At 56.6% G+C, this 26200-nt stretch carries 18 protein-coding genes; 4 read left to right on the forward strand and 14 right to left on the reverse strand.

The window, feature by feature from the left end; genetic code table 11:
- Positions 1 to 83: 83 nt before the first annotated feature.
- From der to QLG21_RS15965, 14 genes are all read right to left on the reverse strand, one after another.
- Entirely contained in the window at positions 84 to 1559 is a 1476-nt protein-coding gene (der, locus tag QLG21_RS15900; protein WP_137849495.1) for a ribosome biogenesis GTPase Der, read from the reverse strand.
- A gap of 112 nt (positions 1560 to 1671) precedes the next feature.
- On the reverse strand, positions 1672 to 2850 hold the full coding sequence (gene bamB / locus QLG21_RS15905; RefSeq protein WP_137849496.1) for an outer membrane protein assembly factor BamB: 1179 nt from the start codon (positions 2848 to 2850) through the stop codon (positions 1672 to 1674).
- Between the two features lie 10 nt (positions 2851 to 2860).
- Entirely contained in the window at positions 2861 to 3481 is a 621-nt protein-coding gene (locus tag QLG21_RS15910) for a YfgM family protein (RefSeq protein ID WP_006176665.1), read from the reverse strand.
- Between the two features lie 13 nt (positions 3482 to 3494).
- Positions 3495 to 4769, reverse strand: coding sequence for a histidine--tRNA ligase (gene hisS / locus QLG21_RS15915; RefSeq protein WP_042320417.1), 1275 nt, complete (start codon positions 4767 to 4769; stop codon positions 3495 to 3497).
- Positions 4770 to 4850: 81 nt separating this feature from the next.
- Positions 4851 to 5969, reverse strand: coding sequence for a flavodoxin-dependent (E)-4-hydroxy-3-methylbut-2-enyl-diphosphate synthase (ispG, locus tag QLG21_RS15920; protein WP_058610300.1), 1119 nt, complete (start codon positions 5967 to 5969; stop codon positions 4851 to 4853).
- 26 nt (positions 5970 to 5995) lie between these two features.
- Positions 5996 to 7009 (reverse strand): cytoskeleton protein RodZ, encoded by a 1014-nt coding sequence (gene rodZ / locus QLG21_RS15925; RefSeq protein ID WP_088207950.1) that lies wholly within the window; start codon positions 7007 to 7009, stop codon positions 5996 to 5998.
- 292 nt (positions 7010 to 7301) lie between these two features.
- Positions 7302 to 8468 (reverse strand): bifunctional tRNA (adenosine(37)-C2)-methyltransferase TrmG/ribosomal RNA large subunit methyltransferase RlmN, encoded by a 1167-nt coding sequence (locus QLG21_RS15930; protein ID WP_006176669.1) that lies wholly within the window; start codon positions 8466 to 8468, stop codon positions 7302 to 7304.
- Between the two features lie 147 nt (positions 8469 to 8615).
- Positions 8616 to 9047 carry a nucleoside-diphosphate kinase gene (gene ndk, locus QLG21_RS15935; RefSeq protein ID WP_006176670.1) on the reverse strand — a complete coding sequence of 144 codons (432 nt, stop codon included), beginning with the start codon at positions 9045 to 9047 and terminating at the stop codon, positions 8616 to 8618.
- Between the two features lie 122 nt (positions 9048 to 9169).
- Positions 9170 to 10045 carry a 4Fe-4S dicluster domain-containing protein gene (locus QLG21_RS15940; RefSeq protein WP_282484795.1) on the reverse strand — a complete coding sequence of 292 codons (876 nt, stop codon included), beginning with the start codon at positions 10043 to 10045 and terminating at the stop codon, positions 9170 to 9172.
- A complete protein-coding gene (locus QLG21_RS15945) occupies positions 10042 to 10845 on the reverse strand; it encodes a DmsC/YnfH family molybdoenzyme membrane anchor subunit (RefSeq protein ID WP_282484777.1) in 804 nt (267 codons plus the stop codon). Before QLG21_RS15945 ends, QLG21_RS15940 begins: the two co-directional genes overlap by 4 nt.
- The gene (locus QLG21_RS15950; protein WP_006176673.1) at positions 10838 to 11467 is read right to left on the reverse strand and encodes a DMSO/selenate family reductase complex B subunit; all 630 of its coding nucleotides are present in this window, start codon (positions 11465 to 11467) and stop codon (positions 10838 to 10840) included. The genes QLG21_RS15945 and QLG21_RS15950 overlap by 8 nt, the downstream gene beginning before the upstream one ends.
- Positions 11464 to 13842, reverse strand: coding sequence for a DMSO/selenate family reductase complex A subunit (locus QLG21_RS15955; RefSeq protein WP_348994645.1), 2379 nt, complete (start codon positions 13840 to 13842; stop codon positions 11464 to 11466). Before QLG21_RS15955 ends, QLG21_RS15950 begins: the two co-directional genes overlap by 4 nt.
- 155 nt (positions 13843 to 13997) lie before the next feature.
- On the reverse strand, positions 13998 to 16325 hold the full coding sequence (gene pbpC, locus QLG21_RS15960; protein WP_282484779.1) for a peptidoglycan glycosyltransferase PbpC: 2328 nt from the start codon (positions 16323 to 16325) through the stop codon (positions 13998 to 14000).
- Position 16326: 1 nt separating this feature from the next.
- Positions 16327 to 21279 (reverse strand): alpha-2-macroglobulin, encoded by a 4953-nt coding sequence (locus QLG21_RS15965; protein WP_282484780.1) that lies wholly within the window; start codon positions 21277 to 21279, stop codon positions 16327 to 16329.
- Between the two features lie 286 nt (positions 21280 to 21565).
- On the opposite strand from QLG21_RS15965, the gene QLG21_RS15970 reads away from it, so the two are divergent.
- The 4 genes from QLG21_RS15970 to QLG21_RS15985 all read left to right on the forward strand — a co-directional run bounded on the left by QLG21_RS15970 (position 21566) and on the right by QLG21_RS15985 (position 26199).
- Positions 21566 to 23110, forward strand: coding sequence for a PTS transporter subunit EIIC (locus QLG21_RS15970; RefSeq protein ID WP_137849503.1), 1545 nt, complete (start codon positions 21566 to 21568; stop codon positions 23108 to 23110).
- Positions 23111 to 23122: 12 nt separating this feature from the next.
- Entirely contained in the window at positions 23123 to 24490 is a 1368-nt protein-coding gene (locus tag QLG21_RS15975) for a 6-phospho-alpha-glucosidase (protein WP_236346840.1), read from the forward strand.
- A 90-nt stretch (positions 24491 to 24580) separates the two neighbouring features.
- Positions 24581 to 25429, forward strand: a complete 849-nt coding sequence (gene sseA, locus QLG21_RS15980) for a 3-mercaptopyruvate sulfurtransferase (protein WP_282484781.1) — start codon at positions 24581 to 24583, stop codon at positions 25427 to 25429.
- The gene (locus QLG21_RS15985; protein ID WP_137849506.1) at positions 25429 to 26199 is read left to right on the forward strand and encodes a MurR/RpiR family transcriptional regulator; all 771 of its coding nucleotides are present in this window, start codon (positions 25429 to 25431) and stop codon (positions 26197 to 26199) included. The genes sseA and QLG21_RS15985 overlap by 1 nt, the downstream gene beginning before the upstream one ends.
- Position 26200 lies beyond the last annotated feature (1 nt).

The following is a 26200-nucleotide window of genomic DNA, read 5'->3' on the forward strand; positions in this document are numbered from 1 at the left end:
ATTGACATCACACCGGATACCACGGAGGCAGAAAGAGATAAAAAACCCGCGACTGGCGCGGGTTTTAGCGAGATAAACGCGTGTTATTTGCTTTTCTTAATGTGTTTAATCAAACGCTTACGCTTACGCATCTGGTTTGGCGTCAGGGTGTTACGCTTGTTCGCGAACGGGTTTTCCCCTTCCTTGAACTGAATGCGGATAGGCGTACCCATCACGTCCAGTGATTTACGGAAGTAGTTCATCAGGTAGCGTTTGTATGAATCCGGCAGGTCTTTCACCTGGTTACCGTGGATCACAACGATAGGCGGGTTATAACCACCGGCGTGCGCATATTTCAGCTTCACGCGACGACCGCGCACCAGCGGTGGCTGGTGATCTTCTGCTGCCATATTCATGATACGGGTCAGCATGGCGGTGCTCTGACGACGGGTGGAACTGTCGTACGCCTCGCGAACGGATTCGAACAGGTTACCTACGCCGCTGCCGTGCAGCGCGGAGATAAAGTGTACGCGAGCGAAATCGATGAAGCCCAGACGGAAGTCCAGGGTCTCTTTCACCTGCTCACGCACTTCATTGCTCAGGCCGTCCCACTTGTTGACGACGATAACCAGTGAGCGCCCACTATTGAGGATAAAGCCAAGCAGAGAGAGGTCCTGATCGGAGATCCCTTCACGCGCGTCGATAACCAACAGCACTACGTTGGCATCTTCAATGGCCTGCAGGGTTTTGATAACGGAGAATTTTTCCACCACATCGGTGATTTTCCCGCGCTTACGCACGCCTGCGGTGTCGATGAGCACGAACTCACGCTCGTCACGCTGCATCGGAATGTAGATACTGTCACGAGTCGTGCCAGGCATGTCGTAAACGACCACGCGCTCTTCGCCCAAAATACGGTTAGTAAGTGTCGACTTACCAACGTTAGGACGCCCGACGATTGCCAGCTTAATCGGCAGATCCTGCGGGTTGAAGTTGTCTTCAGGTTCTTCTTGCTCGCCCGCTTCATTGGCTTCGAACTGCGCCCAGTACTCCGCGTCTTCGTCCACTTCTTCCGGCGGGTTCACTTCATCAACCCACGGCAGCAGCACGGTTTCAAGGAGGCTGGTCACGCCACGGCCATGAGACGCCGCGATCGGGTAGATATCCCCCAGACCTAAAGACCAGAAGTCCGCAACAGCCTGATCGGCATCAATACCGTCAGTTTTGTTTGCCACCAGGAAGGTAGGCTTTTCGCGTGAGCGAAGATGTTTCGCGATAGCGGAGTCCGCAGGCATCAGCCCTGCACGAGCATCCACCATAAAGAGCACGACGTCCGCCTCTTCAATCGCCAGCAGAGACTGCTCAGCCATACGCGTTTCAACGCCGTCTTCTGTCCCGTCAATACCACCGGTATCAATACAGATGAACTCGCGTCCTTCCACTTCTGCACGACCGTACTTACGGTCACGCGTCAGCCCCGGGAAATCCGCAACCAGCGCATCACGGGTGCGTGTTAAACGGTTAAAAAGAGTGGATTTTCCAACGTTAGGGCGCCCGACAAGCGCGACCACAGGTACCATGTTTGAAGCCTCATAAAATTCAACTAAACGTCGCGTCGGCGGCGTTTTTAAAAATGTCAAAACGGCCCCTGAGTTAACAGGAGCCGTTTAGTATACTACAACCGCTGTGTAATTAACGCGTGATCGCGTACAGCGTGCCGTCTTTTGCCTGAATCAGCAGTTTACCATCAGCGACAACCGGCTCAGTCAGGAAGCCAGAGCTATCCACTTTTTGCTGTGCGGTGAAGCGACCGTTTTCAGGGTCAATCCAGTGCAGGTAACCTTCACTGTCACCCACAACCAGGCTACCGTTGTACAGTGCCGGTGCGGTTAACAGACGGTGCAACAGATCGCTCTGCGTCCACAGGGTCACACCGCCTTCGGTGCTCAGTGCCAGCACACGATCGTTCTGGTCAACCATGTAGATACGGTTGCCGTCTACGATGAAATCGTTCACGGAACCCAGTTCGCGTTTCCACATGATCTGGCCGCTGCGCAGATCAAGCGCGGTCAGGTTACCGTTGTACGCCAGCGTGTAAACGACGCCGTCAACGATGACCGGAGTCGTATCAACGTCGCTCAGACGGTCAATTTCAGTCGAACCGGTGGCCTGAGAGATACGCTGCTGCCAAATCATCTGGCCTTCCTGCATCAGCACCGCGCTCACGCGTCCGTTGTCACCGCCAACAATAGCAGCGCCAAAGGCGGTGGCCGGAGCCGATTCACCGCGCAGAGAGAGCGCAGGCATATCAAGGTTAACGGTCCATTTCACCAGACCGTCAGCTTCGTTCAGCGCCTGCAGCTGGCCGTTGCTGGTATGAATCAACACCATGCCGTCGCTAACCACCGGACGAGACAGTGATTCACCGGCAACCGTCGTCTGCCATGCAATAGAGCCATCGCTGGCGTTCAGCGCATAGACCTGCGCTTTTTCGCTACCGACATACACATGACCACCGGCAACGGTCAGGCCGCCAGAGAGCAGTGCAGGTTTACGCGAGAACCAGCCGTCTTTTTCCGCCAGATTAACGGACCAGACCTCTTTTCCGTCGTCGGCGTTAAGCGCTTTGACGGTGCCTTTGCGGTCAGCCGCATAGACAACGCTGTCAGCAAAGGCTGGATGCAGGTTGGAATAGAAATCACCAATTCCGTTCCCGACGGAGGTGCTCCATGCGGTAGACGGGGTAAACTGGTTTTCAACCGTCGGCAGTGGGGACATTTTGACAACATCTTCTTCGCCACTGAACAGTGAACAGCCACTCAATAACGTAACGGAAAGCAGTCCTGGCAGAAGTAATTTACGCAATTGCATCGGGTCCCTCTCAGACGGACAAATTATTTATTTTCATCTGCATCATTTCGCTCAGCGCAGGTGAAGCTTTACTCTCTACGCCGGCTTGCCACGCTTTACGCGCGCCCTCTTTGTCACCTTTGCTCAGCAGTGCTTCACCGCGCAGGTCAGCCACGATGGCCGCAAAGCCTTCGCCTTTGATGGTGTCGAGGGTTTTCAGCGCGTCATCGGCTTTCTTCTGCTGAACCTGGATACGTGCCAGACGCAGGTTAATGACCGCTTTCAGGTTTTCATCGCTGGCAGCCGCAAGACTCTGCGACAGCTGGGCAGCCGCTTTATCCAGTTCGTTTTTATCAACGTACTGCTGCGCCACTTCCAGTGCGGCCAGCGCACCGTAGGTGTTTTTATTGTCGGCGACAAACTTCTCAGCAGCCGCCAGCGTTTGCGGCTGATCGGCACGAATGTCACTGACGGTATTCTCATAAGCCAGGGACGCACCGCGAGCCGAATCGGCCTGATGGCTGTTCCAGTAACGCCAGCCCATCAGTGCACCCACACCTAAAATCACCCCAACAACCAGCGCTTTGCCGTTTTCAGCAAAGAAGCGCTTAACCGCATCGACCTGGTCGTTTTCGTTCTCGTAAATTTCCACGCAGTCCTTCTCCTTAGCCCAATAAAGTGCGCAAGTGCGCCGCAACGCCGTCCTGCGTTACCGTTGTCTGTTCACCAGAGCGCAGGTCTTTAACCACAACGTCGCCGTTAGCCACTTCGGACTCACCCAGCACCAGTGCGATACTTGCGCCCCACTTATCAGCACGCGCAAACTGTTTTTTAAAGTTGCCGCCGCCGTGGTTGGTCATCAGCTTAACGTCCGGCAGCGCATCGCGCACGCGTTCGGCAAGCTGCATTGCCGCAGACTGCGTATCCGCACCTGAAGCCACCAGGTATATATCGACAACGGAATCTGCTTTAAATTCCGGATTAACTGCCTGAACCAGCAAAACAAGTCGCTCAAGGCCCATTGCAAAGCCCACGGCAGGGGCGGCACGACCACCGAGCTGCTCAACCAGGCCGTCATAACGACCGCCAGCACACACGGTGCCCTGGGAACCGAGGCTGGTGGTGACCCACTCAAATACGGTACGGTTATAGTAGTCCAGACCGCGCACCAGGCGCTGGTTAACGGTATAAGCAATGCCTGCCGCTTCGAGCAGCTTACACAGCCCGTCGAAGTGCTCGCGAGACTCTGCGTCGAGATAATCACCCAGCGCAGGCGCATCGTTCAGCAAGGCCTGCACATCCGGGTTTTTGGAGTCCAGTACGCGCAGCGGGTTGCTGTACATACGGCGCTGGCAATCTTCGTCCAGCTTATCTTTGTGCTGTTCCAGGAACGCCACCAGCGCATCGCGGTAGTTCGCACGCGCTTCAAGAGAACCAATCGAGTTCAGTTCCAGAGAGACGTGTTCAGCGATGCCCAGCGCGCGCCACCAGCGGGCAGTGAGCATGATAAGCTCAGCATCAATGTCCGGTCCCTGCAGGCCAAAGACTTCCACACCCAGCTGATTAAACTGGCGATAACGACCTTTCTGAGGACGTTCGTGGCGGAACATCGGGCCGATATACCACAGGCGCTGCTCCTGATTGTACAGGAGACCATGTTCGATGCCGGCGCGTACGCAGCCCGCCGTCCCTTCTGGACGCAGCGTCAGGCTATCGCCGTTGCGGTCCTCAAAGGTGTACATCTCTTTTTCAACCACATCGGTCACTTCACCGATTGCGCGTTTGAATAACGGGGTCTGCTCTACAATCGGCAAACGGATTTCGCTGTAACCGTAGCTGCCGAGCACCTGCTTGAGTGTGCCTTCAATGCGCTGCCAGATGGCGGTTTCGCCAGGCAGATAATCGTTCATGCCGCGGATGGCTTGAATGTTTTTTGCCACGTTTATTCTCTTTCTATATACAAAAAAGAACCCAAAGAATGGGTTCAATCATACATGGGAAGCCAGCGGCTTCCCAACACGTTATTTTTCGACCTGTTGAACGCTGATGCGCTGCGCTTCGTCCAGCATCGTGGCTTTGGCACGAATACGGGCTTCAAGCTGATCGATCATGTCGCTATTATCCAGACGATCTTTACGCACGCCATCTTCATAGAGACCACTTTTCTTGTTACCGCCGGTCACGCCCAGCGTGGAGACCAGCGCTTCGCCCGGACCGTTCACCACGCAGCCGATAATAGAGACGTCCATCGGGGTGATGATATCTTCCAGACGCTGCTCAAGGGCATTCACCGTACCGATCACGTCAAATTCCTGGCGTGAACAGGTTGGGCAGGCGATAAAGTTGATCCCACGAGCGCGAATACGCAGTGATTTCAGAATATCGAAGCCGACTTTGATCTCTTCCACCGGATCGGCCGCCAGAGAGACGCGCAGGGTATCGCCGATCCCTTCTGACAGCAGCAGCCCCAGGCCGATCGCCGATTTAACGGAGCCGCTACGCAGGCCGCCGGCTTCGGTGATGCCAAGGTGCAGAGGCTGATCGATCTGTTTAGCCAGCAGGCGATATGACTCTACCGCGAGGAACACATCCGATGCTTTAACGCTGACTTTGAACTGATCGAAGTTAAGACGATCCAGGTGATCGACGTGGCGCATGGCTGATTCGAGCAGCGCCTGCGGCGTAGGTTCACCGTATTTTTCCTGGAGATCTTTTTCCAGAGAACCGGCGTTCACGCCGATACGGATAGGGATATTTTTATCGCGAGCGCAGTCGACAACCATGCGAATACGCTCTTCGCTACCGATATTACCCGGGTTGATACGCAGGCAATCTACGCCATACTCAGCGACTTTGAGCGCAATGCGGTAATCGAAGTGGATGTCTGCCACCAGCGGAACGCTGACCTGCTGCTTGATCAGTTTGAACGCCTCGGCGGCATCCATCGTTGGCACGGAGACGCGAACAATGTCCGCGCCTACGCGTTCTAACGCTTTAATTTGATTGACCGTCGCGTCCACATCCGTGGTGCGCGTGTTGGTCATCGACTGGACGGCAATAGGTGCGCCGTCGCCGACTGGCACATTCCCAACGTAAATCCGTTTTGATTTTCTACGTTGAATTGGAGCCTGGTTATGCATGAAAAATCTCCCGCGTTGCCCGTCTGTTACTGTGCTGCTGATTGTTCGGCATTAACGGTAAGACGTGCAACCTGGTTAGTTCTGATAAAGCGGCTCAGATCAACAGGTTTTCCTTGATACTGGATCTGTACCGCTGCCGGAGCGCCGATTTTAAGTTTATACGGTGCCTGGCCGGTTAGGTTTAACGTGCCATCTTTACGCTGCAGGCCGCTAAACAGTTTTTTTCCTGTTGCGTCAGTGACTTCTAACCAGCAATCTGCCGTAAAGTTCATCACCAGCGCATTAGGATCGGCCGCAGGTGTCGCGACACCCGCCTGGTCCGTTGGCAACGGTGCAGCGTTTGTTTCTGTTGGCTGGGTCGCGGCCGGGGTAGTCGTTGCCGTATCGACATTGGCCTGCGAAGGCGCAACAACCGCATTCGGATCCTGAGTTGCCGGAGCGGTGTTAGCCGTGGCAGCCGGAGTCTGTGCAGAATCGGTTGCTGGCGCGTCTGTCGCTGCGGTCTGAGGATCGGTTGAAGGAGTTTCAGCGCCCGTGTTCAGCGGCACGCTTTGCGCATTATCATTACCGGACTGATTAAGCTCGGCCGAAGACTGATCGGCCATCGTCGTGATCTCTTCCTGCTGCGCTTTGTGGTTTTGCCACCACCATGCGCCCGTCAGACCGACCACCACGAACAGCACCAGCCAGGTGAAGCTCATCAGCCAGCCATCGCGTTTCTTACGACGCTTACCCAGAGAGAAAGTCTGCATCGGCGCAACTTTCGCTGCACGAACCGGTGCCTGCTTCTCCATCATGGGCAGTAATTCTTCTTCGGGGATATGCACCAGTTTTGCATAAGAGCGGATATAACCACGCAGAAATGTTGAAGCCAGATCGGCAGGCGCCTTATCTTCTTCAATATCGCGAACCGTGGAAACCTTCAGGCATAAGCGTTCTGCAACGGCCTGTTGGCTAAGTCCGAGTTGTTCACGGGCGTTGCGAAGACGAACGCCAGTGGAGAGTGCTTCATGTTGGTCGTGAGTGGCTTCAGTATTCATTCGCTACAACTACTGGTACGTGAAAAAAAGGGTTCAGGTGCCGGTGAGTCACAATGCTACCCGCACCGCGAAACTTCTGGTCAGTTAACCTTGAACAGACAGTATAAGACTGTCAACCTTGAGATGACAGTGCCGCCCTGCCCATGAAGCTAAACTGTTGTTACGTCGTTACATACTGCCCGAAAGTCATATGAAACGCACCGTAATTATTGATAAAACGTCACGAATCTGACTGATTATTCAATGAGATTACGCCTCACGGCGCAGATAGTGCGCCGTGAAAGCATAATAATCAAACAGCTTTGACCGCAATCGTCTCGCCCTGCATGCGTTTACGCAGGGTACGTTTGGTACGGTCAATGACGTCACCCGCCAGCTGTCCGCACGCGGCATCGATGTCATCGCCACGGGTTTTACGCACGATAGTGGTAAAACCGTACTCCATGAGCACTTTCGAGAAGCGATCGATGCGGCTGTTGGAGCTACGGCCATACGGCGCGCCCGGGAACGGGTTCCACGGGATCAGGTTGATCTTGCACGGCGTATCTTTAAGCAGCTCAGCCAGTTCGTGTGCATGCTCGGTGCCGTCATTCACATGATCCAGCATCACGTACTCAATGGTCACGCGGCCCTGGTTGGCATTGGATTTCTCCAGGTAACGACGCACGCCGGCCAGGAAGGTCTCGATATTATACTTTTTGTTGATAGGTACAATTTCGTCACGAATCGCATCGTTCGGGGCATGCAGCGAGATCGCCAGCGCAACGTCAATCATGTCGCCCAGTTTATCCAGGGCAGGCACCACACCAGAGGTGGAGAGCGTAACGCGACGCTTGGAGAGGCCAAAACCGAAATCGTCGAGCATGATTTCCATCGCCGGAACCACGTTGGTCAGGTTCAGCAGCGGCTCGCCCATCCCCATCATCACCACGTTGGTGATAGGACGGGTACCGGTCACTTTTGCCGCACCAACGATTTTCGCCGCACGCCATACCTGACCGATAATTTCAGATACGCGCAGGTTACGGTTAAAGCCCTGCTGAGCCGTAGAGCAGAATTTACACTCCAGCGCACAGCCAACCTGTGAGGAGACGCACAGCGTGGCGCGATCGTCTTCCGGGATATAGACCGTTTCAACGCGCTGATCGCCTACGGCAATCGCCCATTTGATCGTGCCGTCTGAAGAGCGTTGCTCTTCAACCACTTCAGGCGCACGGATTTCGGCCACTTCTTTGAGCTTATTGCGCAGGACTTTATTGATGTCAGTCATGTCATCAAAATTGTCGCTGCAATAGTGGTACATCCATTTCATGACCTGGTCGGCACGAAACGGTTTCTCGCCCATCTCTTTAAAGAACTCGCGCATCTGCTGACGGTTCAGGTCCAACAGGTTGATTTTTCCATTTTTATTTGGAACCGCAGGAATGGCGACTTCGGAGGTGTTCACTAATTCAGACATAATTTTATCCGGCCTCGTTGTTACACGTTATGGCCCATGGAGGGTTGAAAAGAAACGCCCCGGCAGGCAGTGTGCTCATCCGGGGCGTTGCATTGTACAAAGTCTGGCGCAGGGATGCCACGTTTGCACGCGGCATTTACGAAATTATTAGCGAGTGCGAGCGCACACTTCGCCTTCTGCGAAGAAGAACGCGATTTCGCGCGCAGCAGATTCAACGGAGTCGGAACCGTGGGTGCCGTTTTCGGTGAAGCTGTCCGCGTAATCTGCACGCAGGGTGCCTGCCAGCGCGTTTTCCGGGTTGGTCGCACCCAGCAGGTCGCGGTGACGCTGTACGGCGTTTTCACCTTCCAGCACGGAAACCACGATCGGGCCGGAGGTCATGAACTCGACCAGGCCATCGAAGAATGGACGACCTTCGTGCTCAGCGTAGAAACCGCGAGCCTGTTCAACGGTCAGGTGCAGCATTTTGGTGCCAACGATCTTAAACCCTGCTGATTCAAAGCGAGAGAAGATGCTGCCAATAACGTTTTTTGCCACCGCGTTTGGCTTGATGATGGAAAAAGTACGTTCAATAGCCATGATAACCTCTGTCAAATGTTCTGTTGTTTTGCATACCTGAGTATGGTGTGGCGCGGATTATAAAGAGCAATAGCGCGATTGCCTATGGATTCAGGTAACATTTTTTTAAAATGAGACGAAGATTAGCAACAGGTCAAGTTTCTCATGCTCTGCGTCTGCCCCGCACAGAGATAGCACTGCTTTTCATCGGCGTTAAATCGCCAGAACGGCCGACTGCATGACGTACAGATAGCGGCCTGCGCCTCCCACGTATGCTGCTGCGCCTCCCCTTCTGCGGGCATCACCTTTATGGCATGAGAAGGACAAACCGCTTCACACCCGCCGCATCCGGTACAGCGCGCGTTCTCCATCACCAGCGCATTATCCTCGAACCGTATGGCTTTTTCGGGACAGCTTCGCCAGCAGGCACCGCACAGAATGCATTTTTCCGTGTCGGGAATCACGTCGAATTCGCTGAAACGGGGGAATGCCTGCCGCTGCTGACGTTTGCCCGGCTGCACGGTACAGGCCTTCACGTCTTCTCGGGGAGCGTGGATCAGCGCGCGTCGCGACAGGCTAATGTCGCTCGCTGGAACCGCTTTGAAGGACCAGGCTGGCTCACCCAGGCGTCGAAGCGCCAGGTTCAGGCGGGCAAGCGCCACCATCCAGGCGGAAGAAGATTCGGCATCAATACTGATAAAGCGTATGCCGTACTGAGCGTGCCAGAGCAACAGCTCATTGACCGTCGGGGGGTGAACGGCGAACGGGCCGGTAAGCGTATCGCTATAAATGAAACGCCGCTGAGGAACGACACCGGAGATGGCGTCTGTGGGGCAAACGAAGAGGCAATCCCCGCATTCAATGCAGCGTGTAGGGTCGATGGTAAACTGCCCGTCCGTCACGGAAAACGCCTGCGCCGGACAGACGTCCGCGCAGGCGTGGCAGGATGCGTGCCGAAATCGGCGACGGACGCAGGCTTGCGTCACGTCCATCGCCGGGGCAAACGTAATCTTCATCAGCCAATACTAAAGAAGACGAAACGCAGCACAATCTCACCCAGGATCAGCAGCGCGCTTCCCGCCAGCAGGAGGCTTCGCGTCTGTTTGAGGCCGCCTGTCGCAAAGCAAAGCATCCCCGCAACCGATACGCACCAGCCCAGCAGATAGACATTGCGCAGTTGCTCAAACATCTGCAGCGGCGTATGCGGGAAGGTCACCACGGTGTTATCTACCGCCATGATGTCCGACAGCCACACGGGTTGCATGATCAGGCGAGCCAGCACCAGCAGGGTCACGACGATTGCCGCCGTACGCAGCGCATTTCGGGTTTGTGCCCCCAGCGCTACACAGGCCGAACCGACAATCCCGACTGAGCCCATAAACAAGAACAGCGTATTGATATGCTGCCAGGTCACCACCGAGGCGTGGATATAAATCTGTGCCATACAGAACACGTCCACCAGCCCAATGAGGCCCGCCAGCGCCAGCAGTGCTTTACCGCCAGGCTTACTGAAGAACATCAGCAGCACCGCAAAACCGAGTGCCGCCAGATACAGGCTGGCAAAGACAATCTCACGGCTAAGCCAGGAGCTGGCTACGTGGCGCAGCGCGTTCAGCGCATTCAGCGGATAGCCCATGTGGAGCGCTGAGGCCAGCAGACCCAGGCTCGCCAGCACGAACGCACCGGCAGCGGCGATGGCTACGCTACGGTCACAGGCGCGCGCGCCCATAACCTGCTGGCGTCCCAGACCCAGCCACAGCGTGACGCCTACTGAACCTTGCAGGAACAGCGTAAAAATCAGCAGCGGTAACTCATGCATGACGTTTACCCTCTTTCTCTGCGCCCTGGTGCGCTTTCACTACCAGATTAGGATGGGTGATGGATGAATCAGGCAGCCCTTTGACGTCACATACTGAGCCATATTTGGCGCGCAGTTCGTCAATCGGACCAAACTTGATCGCTTCCAGCGGACAGGTTGCTACGCAGACCGGCTGCTCGCCTTTCGCCTGCAGATCCACACAGAAATCGCATTTCGACATCTGCCCGGTCTGTTCGTTAAGCTGCGGCGCGCCGTAAGGGCAGGACCACGCACAGTAGCCGCAACCTACGCACTTATCCGTATCGACGCGCACAATGCCGTCACCCGGACGCTTGTGCATGGCGGTCGTCGGACAGTTTTTGGTGCAGATTGGGTCTGCACAGTGGTTGCAGGAGATCGAGAGCGTATAGGCAAAGACGTTGTTGCTCACGCCACCCTGTCCGGTAGGAATAAAGTTCCCGCCGTTCACTTCATACACCCGGCGAAAACGACGCCCAACCTCAAGGTTGTTTTTATCTTTACACGCTACCTGACAAGCCTTACAGCCCGAGCAGCGGGAAGAATCAATAAAGAAACCCAGCTGTTTATCGCTCACCGGCGCATAGTGTTTAAACTTACTCATGCTTTTGCTACCTCCACCAGCATGGTTTGATGTGAATTCCCTTTCGCGAGCGCAGTAATACGTGCAGAACTCAGTACGTTGGCGCAGCCGCCTTTATCGACGCCCTGCTCGTCCGGCTGCCACCAGGCACCGGCCTGCATGGCCACTACGCCAGGGATAATGCGTGGCGTAACCTCCGCCGGAACTTCGCAGATCCCACGCTGGTTATGAATGCGTACCGTATCGCCCTGCGAAATGCCGCGACGCTGCGCATCCTGCGGGTTGATCCACAGTTTCTGCTGCTGCACTTCAATCAGCCACGGGTTAGCGTACTGGGTAGAGTTGGCGCGGTTTTTACCTTTCCAGGTAATCAACTGCAGCGGGAAGCTTTTCGCCAGTGCGTCTTCCGGGCCTTCATGCGCAGGCACGTAGTGCGACAGCGCCGGGATTTCCGGATGATTCATGTCGTACAGGCGCTTTGAGAAGATCTCAATTTTCCCGGACGGGGTCGGGAATGGATGATTTTCCGGATCGCGAATGTTGTCTTCAAAGGCGACAAACGGCGCGCTTTTAAACAGGTGCTGACGCGTTTTTTGCAGCGTCGCGAAATCAGGCAGGTTTTCATCCGGCATCGCCAGGCGCGTCTGTTCCCAGATGTGTTCAATCCAGGCCTTTTCGTCGCGACCCTGGCTGAATTCGTGCTCAATACCCAGCTTCGCCGCAACCTCACGCAGCCAGTCATAGTCTGAACGGCGTTCAAATTCCGGCTCGATCAGTTTTTCTGACAGGATCAGGTAGCTTGCCGTACCCCAGGTTTCGCCGATGTTCCAGCGTTCCATAAAGCTGGTTTCCGGCAGCAGCAGATCCGCATACCGGGCGCTCGGCGTCATGTACAGATCGCTTGCCACGATGAACTGAATTTTGGACTCATCTTCCAGCACGCGGGTCGCCTGATGAAGATCCGGGTTCTGGTTGGCAAGATAGTTCCCGGCCAGCGAAAACAGAATACGGATATTGCTGTCGAGTTTGTCGGCATCTTTCAGGCCATCTTCAGGCGTCACCTTTGTGGCGTCGTCTGCGGCCTGCACCCAGTTCATCACTGAGATTTTGGCCTTCACCGGGTTATCCGGCATTTCTGGCCCGGCGGCAAATTTACGATTGCCGCAGCCGCCGTAGCCTGCCGCCCAGCCGCCTTTCACGCCAACGTTACCGGTCAGCGTCGCGAGCAGCGTCGAACCGCGCGCAGTACGCTCGCCGCAGTTATGACGCTGCGGGCCCCACCCCTGGATCAGGGCTGCGGGTTTGGTATTGGCATAGTCACGCGCCAGCTGGCGGATCGTCTGTGCGGGAACATGGGTAATTTTTTCTGCCCATTCCGGCGTTTTCGCAACGCCATCTTTTGCACCGGTAAGGTAGGCAACCAGCGACTCATTTGCCGGCACGCCTTCCGGCATTGATGCTTCATCAAAGCCAATGGTATGGCGGGTGATAAAATCGCGATCGTGCAGATTTTCCGTCAAGATGACGTACATCATGGCGTCCATCAGGGCGTTATCGGTGGTCGGCAGCAGCGGTATCCACTGGTCTGCCAGCGAAGAAACCGTATCAGAATAACGCGGGTCGACGACGATAAAGCGGGTACCGTTTTGCTTCATCTTCTGGAAGAAGTAGTTAGTATGGCCAAAAATGGTTTCCGTTGGGTTATGTCCCCACAGGATCACCAGTTTGGTATCCATAAGCGTGTCGAGCGAGCTGCCGCTGGCCGCGGTGCCATAGGTGTAAGGGGTGGCCGCCGCCGTGTTACCCATGCTGACCGAGTGATAGCTTTCAAGGTAGCCGCCGGTTAAATTAAGCAGGCGACGTACCATTTTATCGCCGGAGAACGTTCCGCCGGAAACCGCCGTACCCACATGAACATAGCGTGACGCGACGCCATATTTTTCGGTGATCGTTTTTAAATTATTGGCAATCAGCGTTGTCGCTTCATCCCATGAAATACGCTCAAATTTTCCTTCTCCGCGTTTGCCAACGCGTTTCATTGGATATTTAAGACGGTCAGGATGATAAACGAATTTACGATAGGAGCGACCGCGAACGCAGGCACGCATAACGGGCATCTGAGGATCGAGTTCATTATCCGGACGGGTAGAAATACGCGTCACTACCCCATCGCTAACGTGCGCACGAATATCACATTTTCCGCCGCAGTCAAACGTACTGCATGTCTGGACAACCTTTTCTGAAGGCGTATTTTCCACCACAGAAGGGGTAGCCGCATCAGCCCTGACTGACGTTGAGACAAACGGCAGGGCAACCAGCGCCGAACTGGCCTGGATAAAATGGCGTCGAGACAGGGCAGGAATGACACCGTCTCCCTGGCTGGCTATTTTTTTCATTGCTCGGTCCTTCAAATAAAAGCGCATTCTCGCGGTTTTGAAGGCCGTCACATTTGATAATTATCAAGGTAACTCTTTCGGGTTACCACTAAATTTCGATAATAAGAATCGTTATTTTTTAAAAGAGTTAATCACTTAACAAATTTAATAAATCCCTAACGATTTAATGAAAAATTAACCGCAACGACCTGCCCGGACTCATCCATTACGACCAGTTGATATTCACCAGGTTTATTTAATAATAAAGATTGATAATTATTCCGCCCGTCCAGAGGCTCACCGTTTAAAAACCACCAGCGCTGACCTTCCCCGCCGCTGGTCGTCACAGCAAGCGTCATGTTTTCTTGCCCCGGCAGTCGCTTAATTACCGCCCCTTCCCGCACGCCTGACAGCATAAGCGGTGCAACATTGTGGTTATCAAACGGCGGACAGGTTTTAGACGCAGCCGGGATGCGGGCAGCCCGCCTTTCTGACGGCGGCAGCCAGGGGTCGAGCGGCAGCGGCCATATATCCAGTACTTTCTCTGTCGCCTCCGGGCAGTCTTGTGCCACGCGTTTTCCGGCGCTATCCACCCAGACAGGGAAACGGATCCCGCGAATGCCTTCCTGCTCAGGCAGCAGCAGGGTTGGCGGCTCGCTGCCCTCCAGCAGCCAGGTTGAAAGGCGGCGTCGACAGTTTTCGCTGCCTTCCGGCAGCGATTGCCCCCCTGGCCAGCAGATGGTGCCGCGCCCTACGCTGGCGGGACGCGGATCGCGCGGCAGACGGGCCTCATCGATCGTGGAATGAGACTGAAGCAGATTGTTGACCTGGTTTAACAGCGGGACGGCGCTGGCAAAGCCAAACTGCCCGGCCACCGGCGTGCCATCCGGGCGACCGGTCCAGATGCCGATCACGTAGCGGGCGTTAATTCCGATGGCCCAGGCATCACGGTAGCCATAGCTGGTTCCGGTTTTCCATGCCAGCGGTGCCACCTGAGGAAGCGCACCGTCCGGCAGAGGCTGCGCTTCATTAGCCAGGATCCGTCGAATGACCCACGCTGAACCTTGCGACAGCAAAGGCCGCTCGGTGAGTGGATCTTGCGGCTGCAAACGAAGCCTCCCCGCCTTTCCCTGACGAGCGAAGGCGCTGTAGGCGGCGGCAATGTCGGACAAACGCGCCCCCGCCCCGCCCAGAATGAGCGACAAATTCGGCTGCGCCCCGGCAGGCAGGATCAGCGGAAGCCCCGCGTTGCTCAGCATGCCGGCGAAGCGTTTTGGCCCGTAGGCTTCAAGAACCTGTACGGCGGGCAGGTTGAGCGAACGCACCAGCGCCTCGCTCATGCTGACCGGGCCATGAAAGCCGCTGTCGAAATTACCGGGCCGATAATCACCCGTTTTTCGCGGCACGTCCTGAAGCAGAGAGGCGGGATGAATCAAGCCTTCATCCATCGCCATACCATAGATAAAGGGCTTTAAAACCGATCCCGGCGATCGTACGGCGTTAACCATATCCACATGGCTGAAGCGACTGTCATCATTGATATCCACCGAACCGACCCAGCCGCGAACCTTCATGTTGGTGTGATCGACCACGATCATCGCCAGGGAACTGCGTGCGGGCAGGCGGGATTTCCAGTTCAGCGCCAGCTCCTCAAGCTGCCGTTGTAACGACGCATTCAGGGTGGTGACAATTTTCGTCTCACGGCTTTTCGTCAGCATCATACGGGAGAAAAGCGGTGCCAGCTGCGGCATCTGACGTGGTGCCAGCCAGACCGGCTCCTCGCGTGACTCCCTCACCTGTTTTGCTGACCAGACGCCCTGCGTCAGCATTCGATCAAGAACCTTATTGCGGGCCGCTTCCGCGCGTTCCGGCCAGCGGTCAGGTCGTAAGCGACTGGGGGCCTGGGGTAACACCGCAAGCAGCGCCGCTTCGGAGTAGCTCAGGTGAGAAGGCGGTTTACCAAGATACGTCCAGCTTGCCGCGCCGATCCCCTGCAGCGTGCCGCCAAACGGGGCGCGATTGAGATAGAGCGTGAGAATATCGCGCTTGGAGAGGTGCCACTCCAGCTGCATGGCGCGCCAGAGCTGACGAATTTTGCCGCCAAAAGTGCGCGGATGCGGATCTAAAAGACGAGCCACCTGCATGGTGAGCGTGCTGCCGCCAGAAATGACCTTACCGGAGCTCAGATCCTGCCAGGCCGCGCGCAGCACGGAGAACGGATTCACGCCGGGATGATCCCAGAACCAGCGGTCTTCATACTGGATCAGGGCGTCGAGGTACAGAGGAGAAACGTCTTCAAGCGTAACCGGATAACGCCAGATACCGTCGCTGTCGGCAAAACGCCACAGCGGCGTGCCTTTTTCATCCACCACCACCCGTGCAGGGTTGACCTCCTTCAAGGGCAACGGCCACAGGCGGTCAGCGGCGATAATCAGCCCCCATAAAATAAGAAGCGCTCCCGCCAGCCACAGCCAGCGGGAGCGTATCAGACGTGCCATCAGCATCTTACGGAACAACAATCAGTGGGCCACTGGCCGACCCCGTTGCCCGCCACTGAGGAACGTACATCGATTCCACCATCGGGACCGGCACTTTATAGACTCCCGGCGTGACCGCGCGCGCCAGATAAACCAGCGTCACCGGCTGGCCTTCGTTGACCGGTACCGCTGCGACAAAGCGATCGTCGCGGAATTCCATATGCTGGATATCTGCCTGCTGCATTTGGTTAAGCAGGTTCTGAACTTCACTGCCGCTGTCCTGCAGGCTGGCGCTGCTGCTTGCCAGGTTCTGGTTTTCCAGCTCTAACCCCGCAGGCAGCAGATCCACCACCAGGGCATCCGGGACGTTCTGGCTGGCTTTCACTTCCAGCCACACCAGCACCAGCTCACCGCTCTTCAGGGATGATAGCGATTTAGTGCTGCCATCGGTCGCCAGAATATGGCGCTCAATCTGCAGAACGTTTGAGGAAGGCTGCGGCATGTATTCCGGATACCCCGTGCTGTCGAGACGTATCCACAAAGGCGTCGTGCCGGTATTGGTCACCTGCAGCGAACCAAGCTGGTCACCGTTGAGGTTTTGTACCTGCGCTTTGTCTGCGCCTGAGGCAGCATCAGACAGAGAGGTTTTCGCCTGCCATGTCCCGCTCAGGGTTTGCAGCGAACGCCCTGCCAGGAACAGCGCATTGCTCTCCTGCGTTGAGAGCCAGCGCTGGCTGAAGGCCTGCTCAGACAAGGTATTCAGAAGCGTATTCTGCGCATCCGGCAACAGCTTGTACTCTTCGAGAAGGGAGAGCATTAACGCATTGTCACGCAGTTGGCTTCCGTAATCCGCCATCCAGGTTTTTCTGTCATTACGCGGCGTCTTAAGTGCCAGATCCAGCGCCTGCTGGCTGCGCGGGGCGTCACCCATCAATTTCAGCGCCATTCCGAGTTGCATAAGCGGTAGTCCGGAAGCCGCCTGTGAATGGCGATCCCAGATTTCACGCAGCGCCCCCAGCGGTGCTTTTTGCTGACGGGCCAGAACCAGCGAAGCATAGGCCTGCACCGCAAACTTGCTCCCCTGCGTGTCGTCGCTGTAGCGAATGGACATCATGCCCGGGTCCTGCAGATAGCGCAGCAGTCGGTTGTTGGCATTGTTGACCGCATCGGCAGGCACGCTGTAGCCCTGCTCACCTGCGCGAACGAGGAAGTCCGTGACATAGGCCGTCAGCCAGTACTCTTCCGGACCGTTTTTATCCCACAGCGCAAACCCGCCATCGTCACGCTGCATCTGCAGCAGACGGGAGATGCCAACATCAATCGCCGCGCGACGTTTGTCGTCTGTATCTCCTTTAATGCCGAGCGCCGTTAACTGCGCTGCATTGGTATAGAGCGACGGGAACAGGCCGCTGGTGGTCTGCTCGAGGCAGCCGTACGGATAGGCCTGTAGCTCACGGATATAGCGCGCCAGGTTCAACGGCGGCTTACCGCTCAGCAGCAGTTGTCCTTGCCGCGTCGCCGGAGAAAAACCATCAATGTGCTGTGCTGGCGCGGTCCATGACTCGCCCGGGTTGAGCATAGCGCCGGTATTCACCGTCTGAGCAGGGAATGCAGGGCGTACGCCGATTTTCCAGCTCTTCTGCTGCGGCGCAAACGTCTCGCCCGGAAGCTGGAGCCCCGTCACCTGAGCAACTACTTTCCCCTCACCGTAGCCATCCAGCGCGCGTACCGGGATAAACATCGTAGAGCGTGCTCCCGGAGGAAGCTCTACCGGCTGCGGCTGCGCGCCTTCCAGGGCGATTTTTCCGTTAGCCGTCAGGGCAACATTCAGCGTTTGCGGCTGGTCGGTGAGGTTAGTCAGGTCGAGCGTCAACCGCGAGGTGTCGCCGCTGGCAAGGAAGCGTGGCGTATTAAGTTCGGTAATAACAGGTGCGGCCACAATCACTTTGCTTTCGCTGCTGCCAAAGTCTTCTTCCGTCCAGGCCTGCGCCATCAGACGCAGCTCCCCGTTGAAATCACCAATCGGCAGCGTAAGGGTACCTTCGCCATTGGCATCCAGTTCAACCGGCTGTGTTTGCTGAGCAATAATGTTGACGTGATTTACCGGCGGCTTACCGCCACGCTTAAGCTCATCGCCATCGCCACCAAAGCGCAACGCGGCCATCCGGCCCTGCCCTTCAATCACCTGACCATAGATGTCATAAATATCGGCGCCATAGCGTTTCTGGCCAAAGAATGCTTCCCACGGATCCGGCGTGACGTAGTCGGTGATATTCAACACGCCGCTGTCGACGGCTGACACCAGCACGTTCACTTTCTGCGGTACAGCGCCCTCTCTCACGCTGGCTTTAACCTTCACGGAAAGCGTCTGATTCGGACGCATTTTTTGCGGATTATCCAGCGCGATGTTCAGACGGCGATTTTCGTCGCCCATCGGCAGATGCAGCAAACCTACCGCACGTTTCGGCGTGGCCGATTTGGATTTATCACCGGGACGCACCACCAGCGTGCTGAGGTAGAGATCGTGACGTTTCCAGGCTTTATCGACCGGAATGCTAAGATCCAGACCCTTGGCCGGGACGTCGATCTCTTTCCACCACAGCGGACCTTCGCTGGATTCGATCATGGCGTAACCTTTACCTGCGGCTGGGGCAGCGATATGCAGCTTAATGGTGTCGCCCGGCTGATAGGCGGGTTTATCAAGCTTCAGCGTTACGCGGTCAGGGCGTGCGGCACCCGTGCCGTCGCTGTTATCCTGCCAGCTGTAACCCGCCCAGAAGCGCACGCTACTGACCTTATCGTCAGGCGCTTTGACTTCCAGACGGTAAGAACCCCACTCCACCGGGAAGGTGACTTTGCCGGTTTCATCAGCCTTAAGGGTCAGCTCCTGCTCACCCTCAATCAGATCTTTTTGATCAAACTGAGACTGCCAGCCGTCACTCTCTGACCAGTTCCAGAAGTAATCCCGGCGTTCGCGAACCAGACGTACCTGAAGCCCGGAAACCGCCTTTTTCGCGCCGGTGGCATCAGCATAAACAATGTCAAAGCCGGCGTTGCCGTTCTCGTCGACAATCGGCTGATTAACGGTGGTGTCGGTACGGTAATCATATACCGCTTTGCTGGCGAACTGCGGACGAATGCCCGGCAGCGCTGCTGCGGGCCAGATCGCCTGCTCGGCACGACGCGTCACCGGACGACCGCCCGATTCCAGGAGGCTGGCCTGCAGGATCAGCTGCAGCGGAGAATGGGCCTCTTTCCACTGGCTCTCCAGTGTGACCTGCCCGCGCCCTTGTTCATCAAGCGTGAGCTGCACTTCATCCAGGCTGCGGCTCAGGTTCTCTTCGGTGATATCGCCAAACTGGAAGCCTGGCAGCGCGGCGACCGCATCACGCAGCGGGCGCAGGAAGAGTTGGCCTTGCAGGGAGTTACCGTTGGCCGGTGCGCCATACAGATAGTAGCCGACCACGTCAAAGTTCACGTCCTCCTGCGGGGAGACCGGCGTTTTCTGACCGTTCAGATTCAGCGCCATACGCTCCGGCATAAAATCTTCGACGTGGAAATCCCACAGGCGTTGCTGATTGTCGCCCGTATTGGCACGAATGTGCCACATCCCGGTCTGCGCCCCGCTGTCGAGCGGATAATTAAAGCGATAGAGGCCGTTTTCCGGTTGAACGACGACGGTACGCGCTACCTGCCCGTCCGGGCGCAGGACGTCGAGTTTAACGGGCTGTGCGGGCAGCGGTTTCCCGTCACTGTCGCGCAACAGACCGTTCAGGATCACCGTTTCGCCAGGGCGATAGAGATCGCGTGGGCCAAACATAAAGAATTGCTTGCTGTAGCCCGGCGCGCCTGCGATATCAAACTCCGCCAGATCCAGCGCGGGCAGCTTAAGATCGAGCAGCGTGGTTTGACCGTCTTTGCTGGCCAGAATCAACGCCGCCTCTTTGTCGGTTTCGAGCTTTGCATGTCCGTCGGCGTCGCTGTTCGCTTCGGCGAGAGTTTGGCCTTTATCGTTCAGCAGCGTGACGGTCACGCCAGATTGCGCGGCGCCGTTTTCCAGGCTCTGGGTGAAAATATCCAGACGGTTATGATAACGGTGAGCGGACAGGCCAATATCGCTTAAGGTGAAAAGCGTGGCCGCATTGCTGTAGTTGTAGTGGCCCGCCTGGTTCATCACGGCGATGTAGACACCTGACTGCTGTAGCGGTTTGATATCGCGCAGCGGCAGCAGCAGTTTTTCACGGGTGTTACGGGCCGGGTTGAGGTCGAAACGTCCGGTATACACCAGGTCCGCCATTTTCAGCAGATTGTCAGATTCCCAGTTGGTGAGGGAATTACGGTATTCCCACTGGCTGACAAACGAGGCCAGTGATTCAGGCTTCACGCGGTAGAAATTCACATCCACGTTGTTCACGTTCAGCGCCATCACCGGCAGCCCTTCGACCACTTTACCCGGCAGCAGCGAGCCACGGCTGGCAAAACCGACCGTCGGCTCGACGTCGCGGGTGGTCAGCGCTTTTTCGTAGTCGGTGCCAAACGTGGCTTTGTTGAGCGCCTGCAGAGGGCGTTCAATGGTGACGACCAAATTACGATTCGGCTCGAGGTGGCGCAGGCGCAGCTCTTTCAGATTGGGCGCAAGTTCCCATGCGCCATCCACTTTGCCGCTTTTCTTGTCGACAACGTGCACCGTTTTAGCGAAATCCTGATCGGGATTGAGCGGAACGGAGAAGGTTAACACCAGCGTGGCCGCGCCATCGAGCTGGACTTCGGAGGCGTCCAGCAGGGTCAGCGGTTTCCCCTGACTCGCTGCCGCCAGCTTTGCCAGCGTCTCAGCGTTTGGTTTTTCGGGTGCCTTCTGGGCCGCTGTCGTTGTCGCTGCAGGCGCTGCGGCCTGAGGTTTTTCGTCGCTGTTATCACAGCCGACAAGCGCGAACGCGGTGAGTAGCGCGAGTGAGAGCGCGCCTAAGCGAAACGGTTTCATCCTTTGTCCCTGGCCTTTCGGGCCTGTTGGTCGTCTTCCGGGTAAGTATTATCCGCAAGTTTCATTAATACCAGAAGTCCATTTTTAGATTCTGGAGAGCGCCTCGCAAAGTTCTGTCCCGCTGCAGGAGGTGCCTGATACCGCGATCACAGGCTCAAACGTAACATGTAACCTTTCACGTCATTTGTTTTTAAAACAAGTAGATAGCTGGATTAAGTCGCTGATCGCCTGCTAATTTTAAGCCTGAGACGCACGCCAAGTGCGCGGTTCAATAAGAGAGATAGCCATGAAACGAGCCGTGAACGCCCTACAAAATTTCGGAAAATCATTATACGGCCCGGTACTTATCTTACCGATCGTCGGGCTGTTTATCGCCCTGGGTAACGTGCTCGGTAACGGTAATCTGGCGGAGTATCTGCCGTTTCTCGGCCATCCGCTGATCCAGAGTATCGGCCAGCTGATCGCCAAATCCGCCGTGTCGGTGCTGGTCAACCTGGCGCTGGTGTTTGCGGTCGGCATCCCGATTGGCCTGGCCTCGCGCGATAAGGGCTACGCGGCGCTGATTGGGCTGGTCACCTTTGTCGTGTTTATCAATGCCATGAACGTTACCCTGCAGTTACAGGGGGAACTGGCACCGGCTGACCAGATGAAAGCCGCCGGGCAAGGCATGGTGCTGGGCGTGCAGGTGCTGGAGATGGGCGTGTTTGCCGGGATCCTGACCGGGGCGCTCTCCGGGTATCTGTACAACAAATACTCCGGCGTTCAGTTTAACGGCGCGATGGCGATTTACTCCGGCCACTGTTTTGTCGCCATTGTGATGCTCCCGGTCTCCATGCTGCTGGGCGTGGTGATGAGCGAGCTGTGGCCTTTCGCTCAGCACGGCATCAGCGCGCTGGCGCTGGCAATCAAGGGTTCGGGTCCATTTGGCGTGATGATCTACGGTTTTCTGGAACGTATCCTGGTGCCGACCGGGCTGCATCATCTGGTCTATACGCCTTTCCTGTACACCGAACTGGGCGGCACGCAGGAGGTCTGCGGGGCAACCTATCAGGGTGCCCGTAATATCTATTTTGCTGAAATGGCCTGCCCGGACGTGAAACAGCTGAGCAGCACGGTGGTATGGGATGCGCGCGGCATCAGCAAAATGTTCGGCCTGCCCGCGGCGGCACTGGCGATGTACATGACCGCCAGACCCGAGCGTAAGGCCATCGCAAAAGCCATTCTGATCCCGGCGGCGCTCACCTCCCTGCTGGTGGGCGTGACTGAACCCATCGAGTTTTCTTTCCTGTTTGTCGCGCCGCTGCTGTTTGTGGTTCACGCGGTGTTGACCGGCATCGGCATGATGCTCTTTTCGCTGTTTGGCGTACACGCCATCGGTGCCAACGGCATTATCGATTTCATTCTCTACAACCTGCCGCTTGGGACGGAGAAATCCAACTGGCCGATGTACATCGTGGTCGGGCTGATTATGTTCGCCCTCTACTTCGTGGTGTTCCGCTTCCTGATCCTGCGCTTCAACATGAAAACGCCAGGGCGGGAGGATGACGAACAGGAGACGCGTCTCTACAGCAAGCAAGAGTACCAGGCAAAAGGCAACAACGACGGTCTGGGCGAGTCCATCGTCACAGGCCTTGGCGGTCGGGAAAATATTGAGGTCGTGGATAACTGCTACACCCGTCTGCGCGTCACGGTAAAAGATGTTGCCATTATCGACGAGCCGCGACTCAGAGCGACCGGCGCGAAAGGCATTATCAAACAAGGTAACAACGTCCAGGTGGTCTACGGGCTACACGTCAAAAAAATGCGAGAAGCCGTTGAGACGTTTCTCTGACAGGAGCAAAACATGTTTACACCCCCGTTCATTCTCTCTATTGCCGGCGGCGGTAGTACCTACACGCCGGGTATTGTGAAAAGCCTGATGGTGCGCCTGCAGGATTTCCCGCTGGCCGAAATACGCCTCTATGATATTGATGACGCGCGTCAGAACACCATTGCGCCGGTCGTCGAGAAGGTTATCCGTGACCACAGCCAGAGCATCAAATTTACCGTCACCGCCGATCCGGAAGTGGCCTTCAGCGGGGCGCACTTCGTGTTCGCGCAGATGCGCGTCGGCCAGTACAAGATGCGCGAGCAGGATGAAAAGATCCCCCTGCGACACGGTGTGGTTGGGCAGGAGACCTGCGGACCGGGCGGGCTGGCCTACGGTCTGCGTACGATCCTGCCGATGGTGGAGCTGGTCGATCTGGTCGAACGCTACGCGCATCAGAAAGCCTGGATCGTCAACTACTCCAACCCGGCAGCCATCGTCGCCGAAGGTGTGCGTCGCCTGCGCCCGAACGCCCGGGTATTGAACATTTGCGATATGCCCGTTGCCGCCATGCGTAATATGGGGGCGATTCTCGGTGTGGATCGCCGCAGGCTCGACGTGGATTACTTTGGCCTGAATCACTTCGGCTGGTTCACCCGCGTGCGGGTCGACGGTGAGGACAAACTGCCGGAGCTGCGTCGCCATATCGCGAAGTTTGGCCTTCTGACGGAGGATGCGGCCAAAACCGATCCACAGCACTCGGATCCGTCGTGGGTGAAGACCTGGCGCAACATCAAGCCGATTATGGATAACTTCCCGGAGTATCTGCCGAACCCGTATCTGCAGTATTACCTGATGCCGAACCAGATTGTGGAACATCAGGACCCGGATTATACCCGCGCCAACGAAGTGATGAACGGGCGTGAGAAAAAGCTGTTTGCCGCCGCCGAAGAGTACAAGCGTACTGGCATTCTCCCGGATGCTTTCCACGTCGGCGTTCACGGCGAATTTATTGTCGACGTGGCCTGCTCGCTGGCATTCAACCTGCGCCAGCGCCATCTGGTGATGGTGGAAAATCGCGGGGCGATTACCAACCTGCCGTACGATGCGGTGGTGGAAGTCCCGGCCTATATCACCTCTGAAGGGCCAGAGCCGGTCCGTGTGGGCCAGGTTCCGCTGTTCCATCAGACGCTGCTGCAACAGCAGCTTGCCTGCGAACAACTCCTGGTGGAGGCCACCCTTGAAGGCAGCTACGAGAAAGCGCTGCAGGCATTTACCCTGAATCGTACCGTACCGACGATGGAGCACGCGAAAGCCATTCTTGATGAGATGATTGAGGCTAACCGTGACTACTGGCCGACGCTGCAAAAAGCCTGGCAGGACGGCGAAGCGGTGAAAAAATAGGGGCTTGCTCGCGAGTTGAATGTGGTTTGCTTGTCGGTGTCAGAAAAAACACCGACAATCTTCTTTTATGGAAAAGAACGGAGGCAACCCATGTCCACCTCATATTTTGTCGCCGCCGACTGGCTGATTGAGCACAGCGACGACCCGGAAGTTCAGATTATTGACGCGCGAATGGCCCCTGCCGGGCAGGAGCATCTTCGCGATATGACCGCGGAATACCGCGCCGGACATCTGCCGGGCGCGGTTTTCTTTGATATCGAAGCGCTGTCCGATCACACCTCTCCCCTGCCGCACATGCTCCCGCGCCCGGAAGCCTTCTCCGTAGCCATGCGCGAGCTGGGCGTTAGCCGCGACAAGCATCTGGTGATTTACGACGAAGGTAACCTCTTCTCTGCACCGCGCGCGTGGTGGATGCTGAAAAATGCCGGCGTTGAGAAAGTCTCTATTCTCGCGGGCGGCCTCGCAGGCTGGAAGCGCGATGAACTGCCGCTGCAGCAGGGTGACGTTACCCTGCCGGAAGGCGATTTCGACGCGCAGTTTGATGCGAACGCGGTGAAACGCCTGACGGACGTGCTGGTCATTAGCCACGAAAAAACAGCGCAAATTGTCGATGCCCGCCCGGCTCCCCGTTTCAACGCCGAAGCCGATGAACCGCGTGCAGGGCTGAAGCGCGGCCATATTCCCGGCGCGATCAACGTGCCGTGGGGCGATCTGGTGTTTGAGGGCGAGCTAAAAACCACCGACGAGCTGCGCGCTATTTTCGAGCGTCAGGGCGTGGATTTACAGCGACCAATCATTGCCAGCTGCGGTTCCGGCGTGACGGCCTGCGTGGTGATTCTGGCGCTTGCCACCCTCGGCGCAAACGACGTTACGCTGTATGACGGTGCCTGGAGCGAATGGGGCGCGCGTGACGATCTGCCCGTAGAACCCGCTCAGTAATGGATAACCGCCTGACCACGCTGTTAACGCGCGGAACGTCTCTGACCCGCGCGGAATATCGCGTGCTGGCCCACCTTACGGAACATCCGCTGCTGGTGGGTAACATCACGGTGCGCGAGCTGGCCCAGGCGACGTTTGCCTCTACCGCCACCATCATGCGGCTGTGCCAGAAGCTGGGTTTCAGCGGCTTTAGCGAGTTTATCTGGCACTGCAAGCAGCTCCTTTCAGACACCCCGCACATTACCGCGCAGGCTGAGCAGCACGCAGAGTTGCCCGCGCTGTTTAACCAGTTTATTGCCAACTATCAACAGACCTTTCAGTGGGCGACGCAGGACAAACGCCAGCGTTTTGCCGACCTGCTCCGCCAGAAGGAGAGTTTTTTTCTCTACGGTGCCGGGTTTTCTTATCTGTTCGCCGAGTACCTCACCAAAAAATTGCAGGTGCTGGGCAAAACGGCGTTTATTTCCGGGCCGGGCGATAGCCGGAATATCTTTCTCAGCAACGCCGCGCGCTATCAGGTCTTTATTGCCGTTTCCCGCAGCGGTGAAACCGAGCAGGTGCTGGACAAAGCGCGGATCGCAAAAAACGTCGGGATGACGGTGGTGGCCTTTACCCGCGCCTCGGCAAACACGCTGGCAGGCATGGCGGATTTACATTTCGCGTTATATGACGAAGCGGTGCACTACGCCGCCGAAGCCGCGGGGGTGACGTCGTTTGAGTCGAATCTGGTCCTGCTGATGGATTTACTACTGCTGGAAGCAACGGGGTGAG

This window comes from Enterobacter sp. V87_3 (assembly GCF_029967835.1).
GTDB classification, from domain to species: Bacteria; Pseudomonadota; Gammaproteobacteria; order Enterobacterales; family Enterobacteriaceae; genus Enterobacter; species Enterobacter cancerogenus.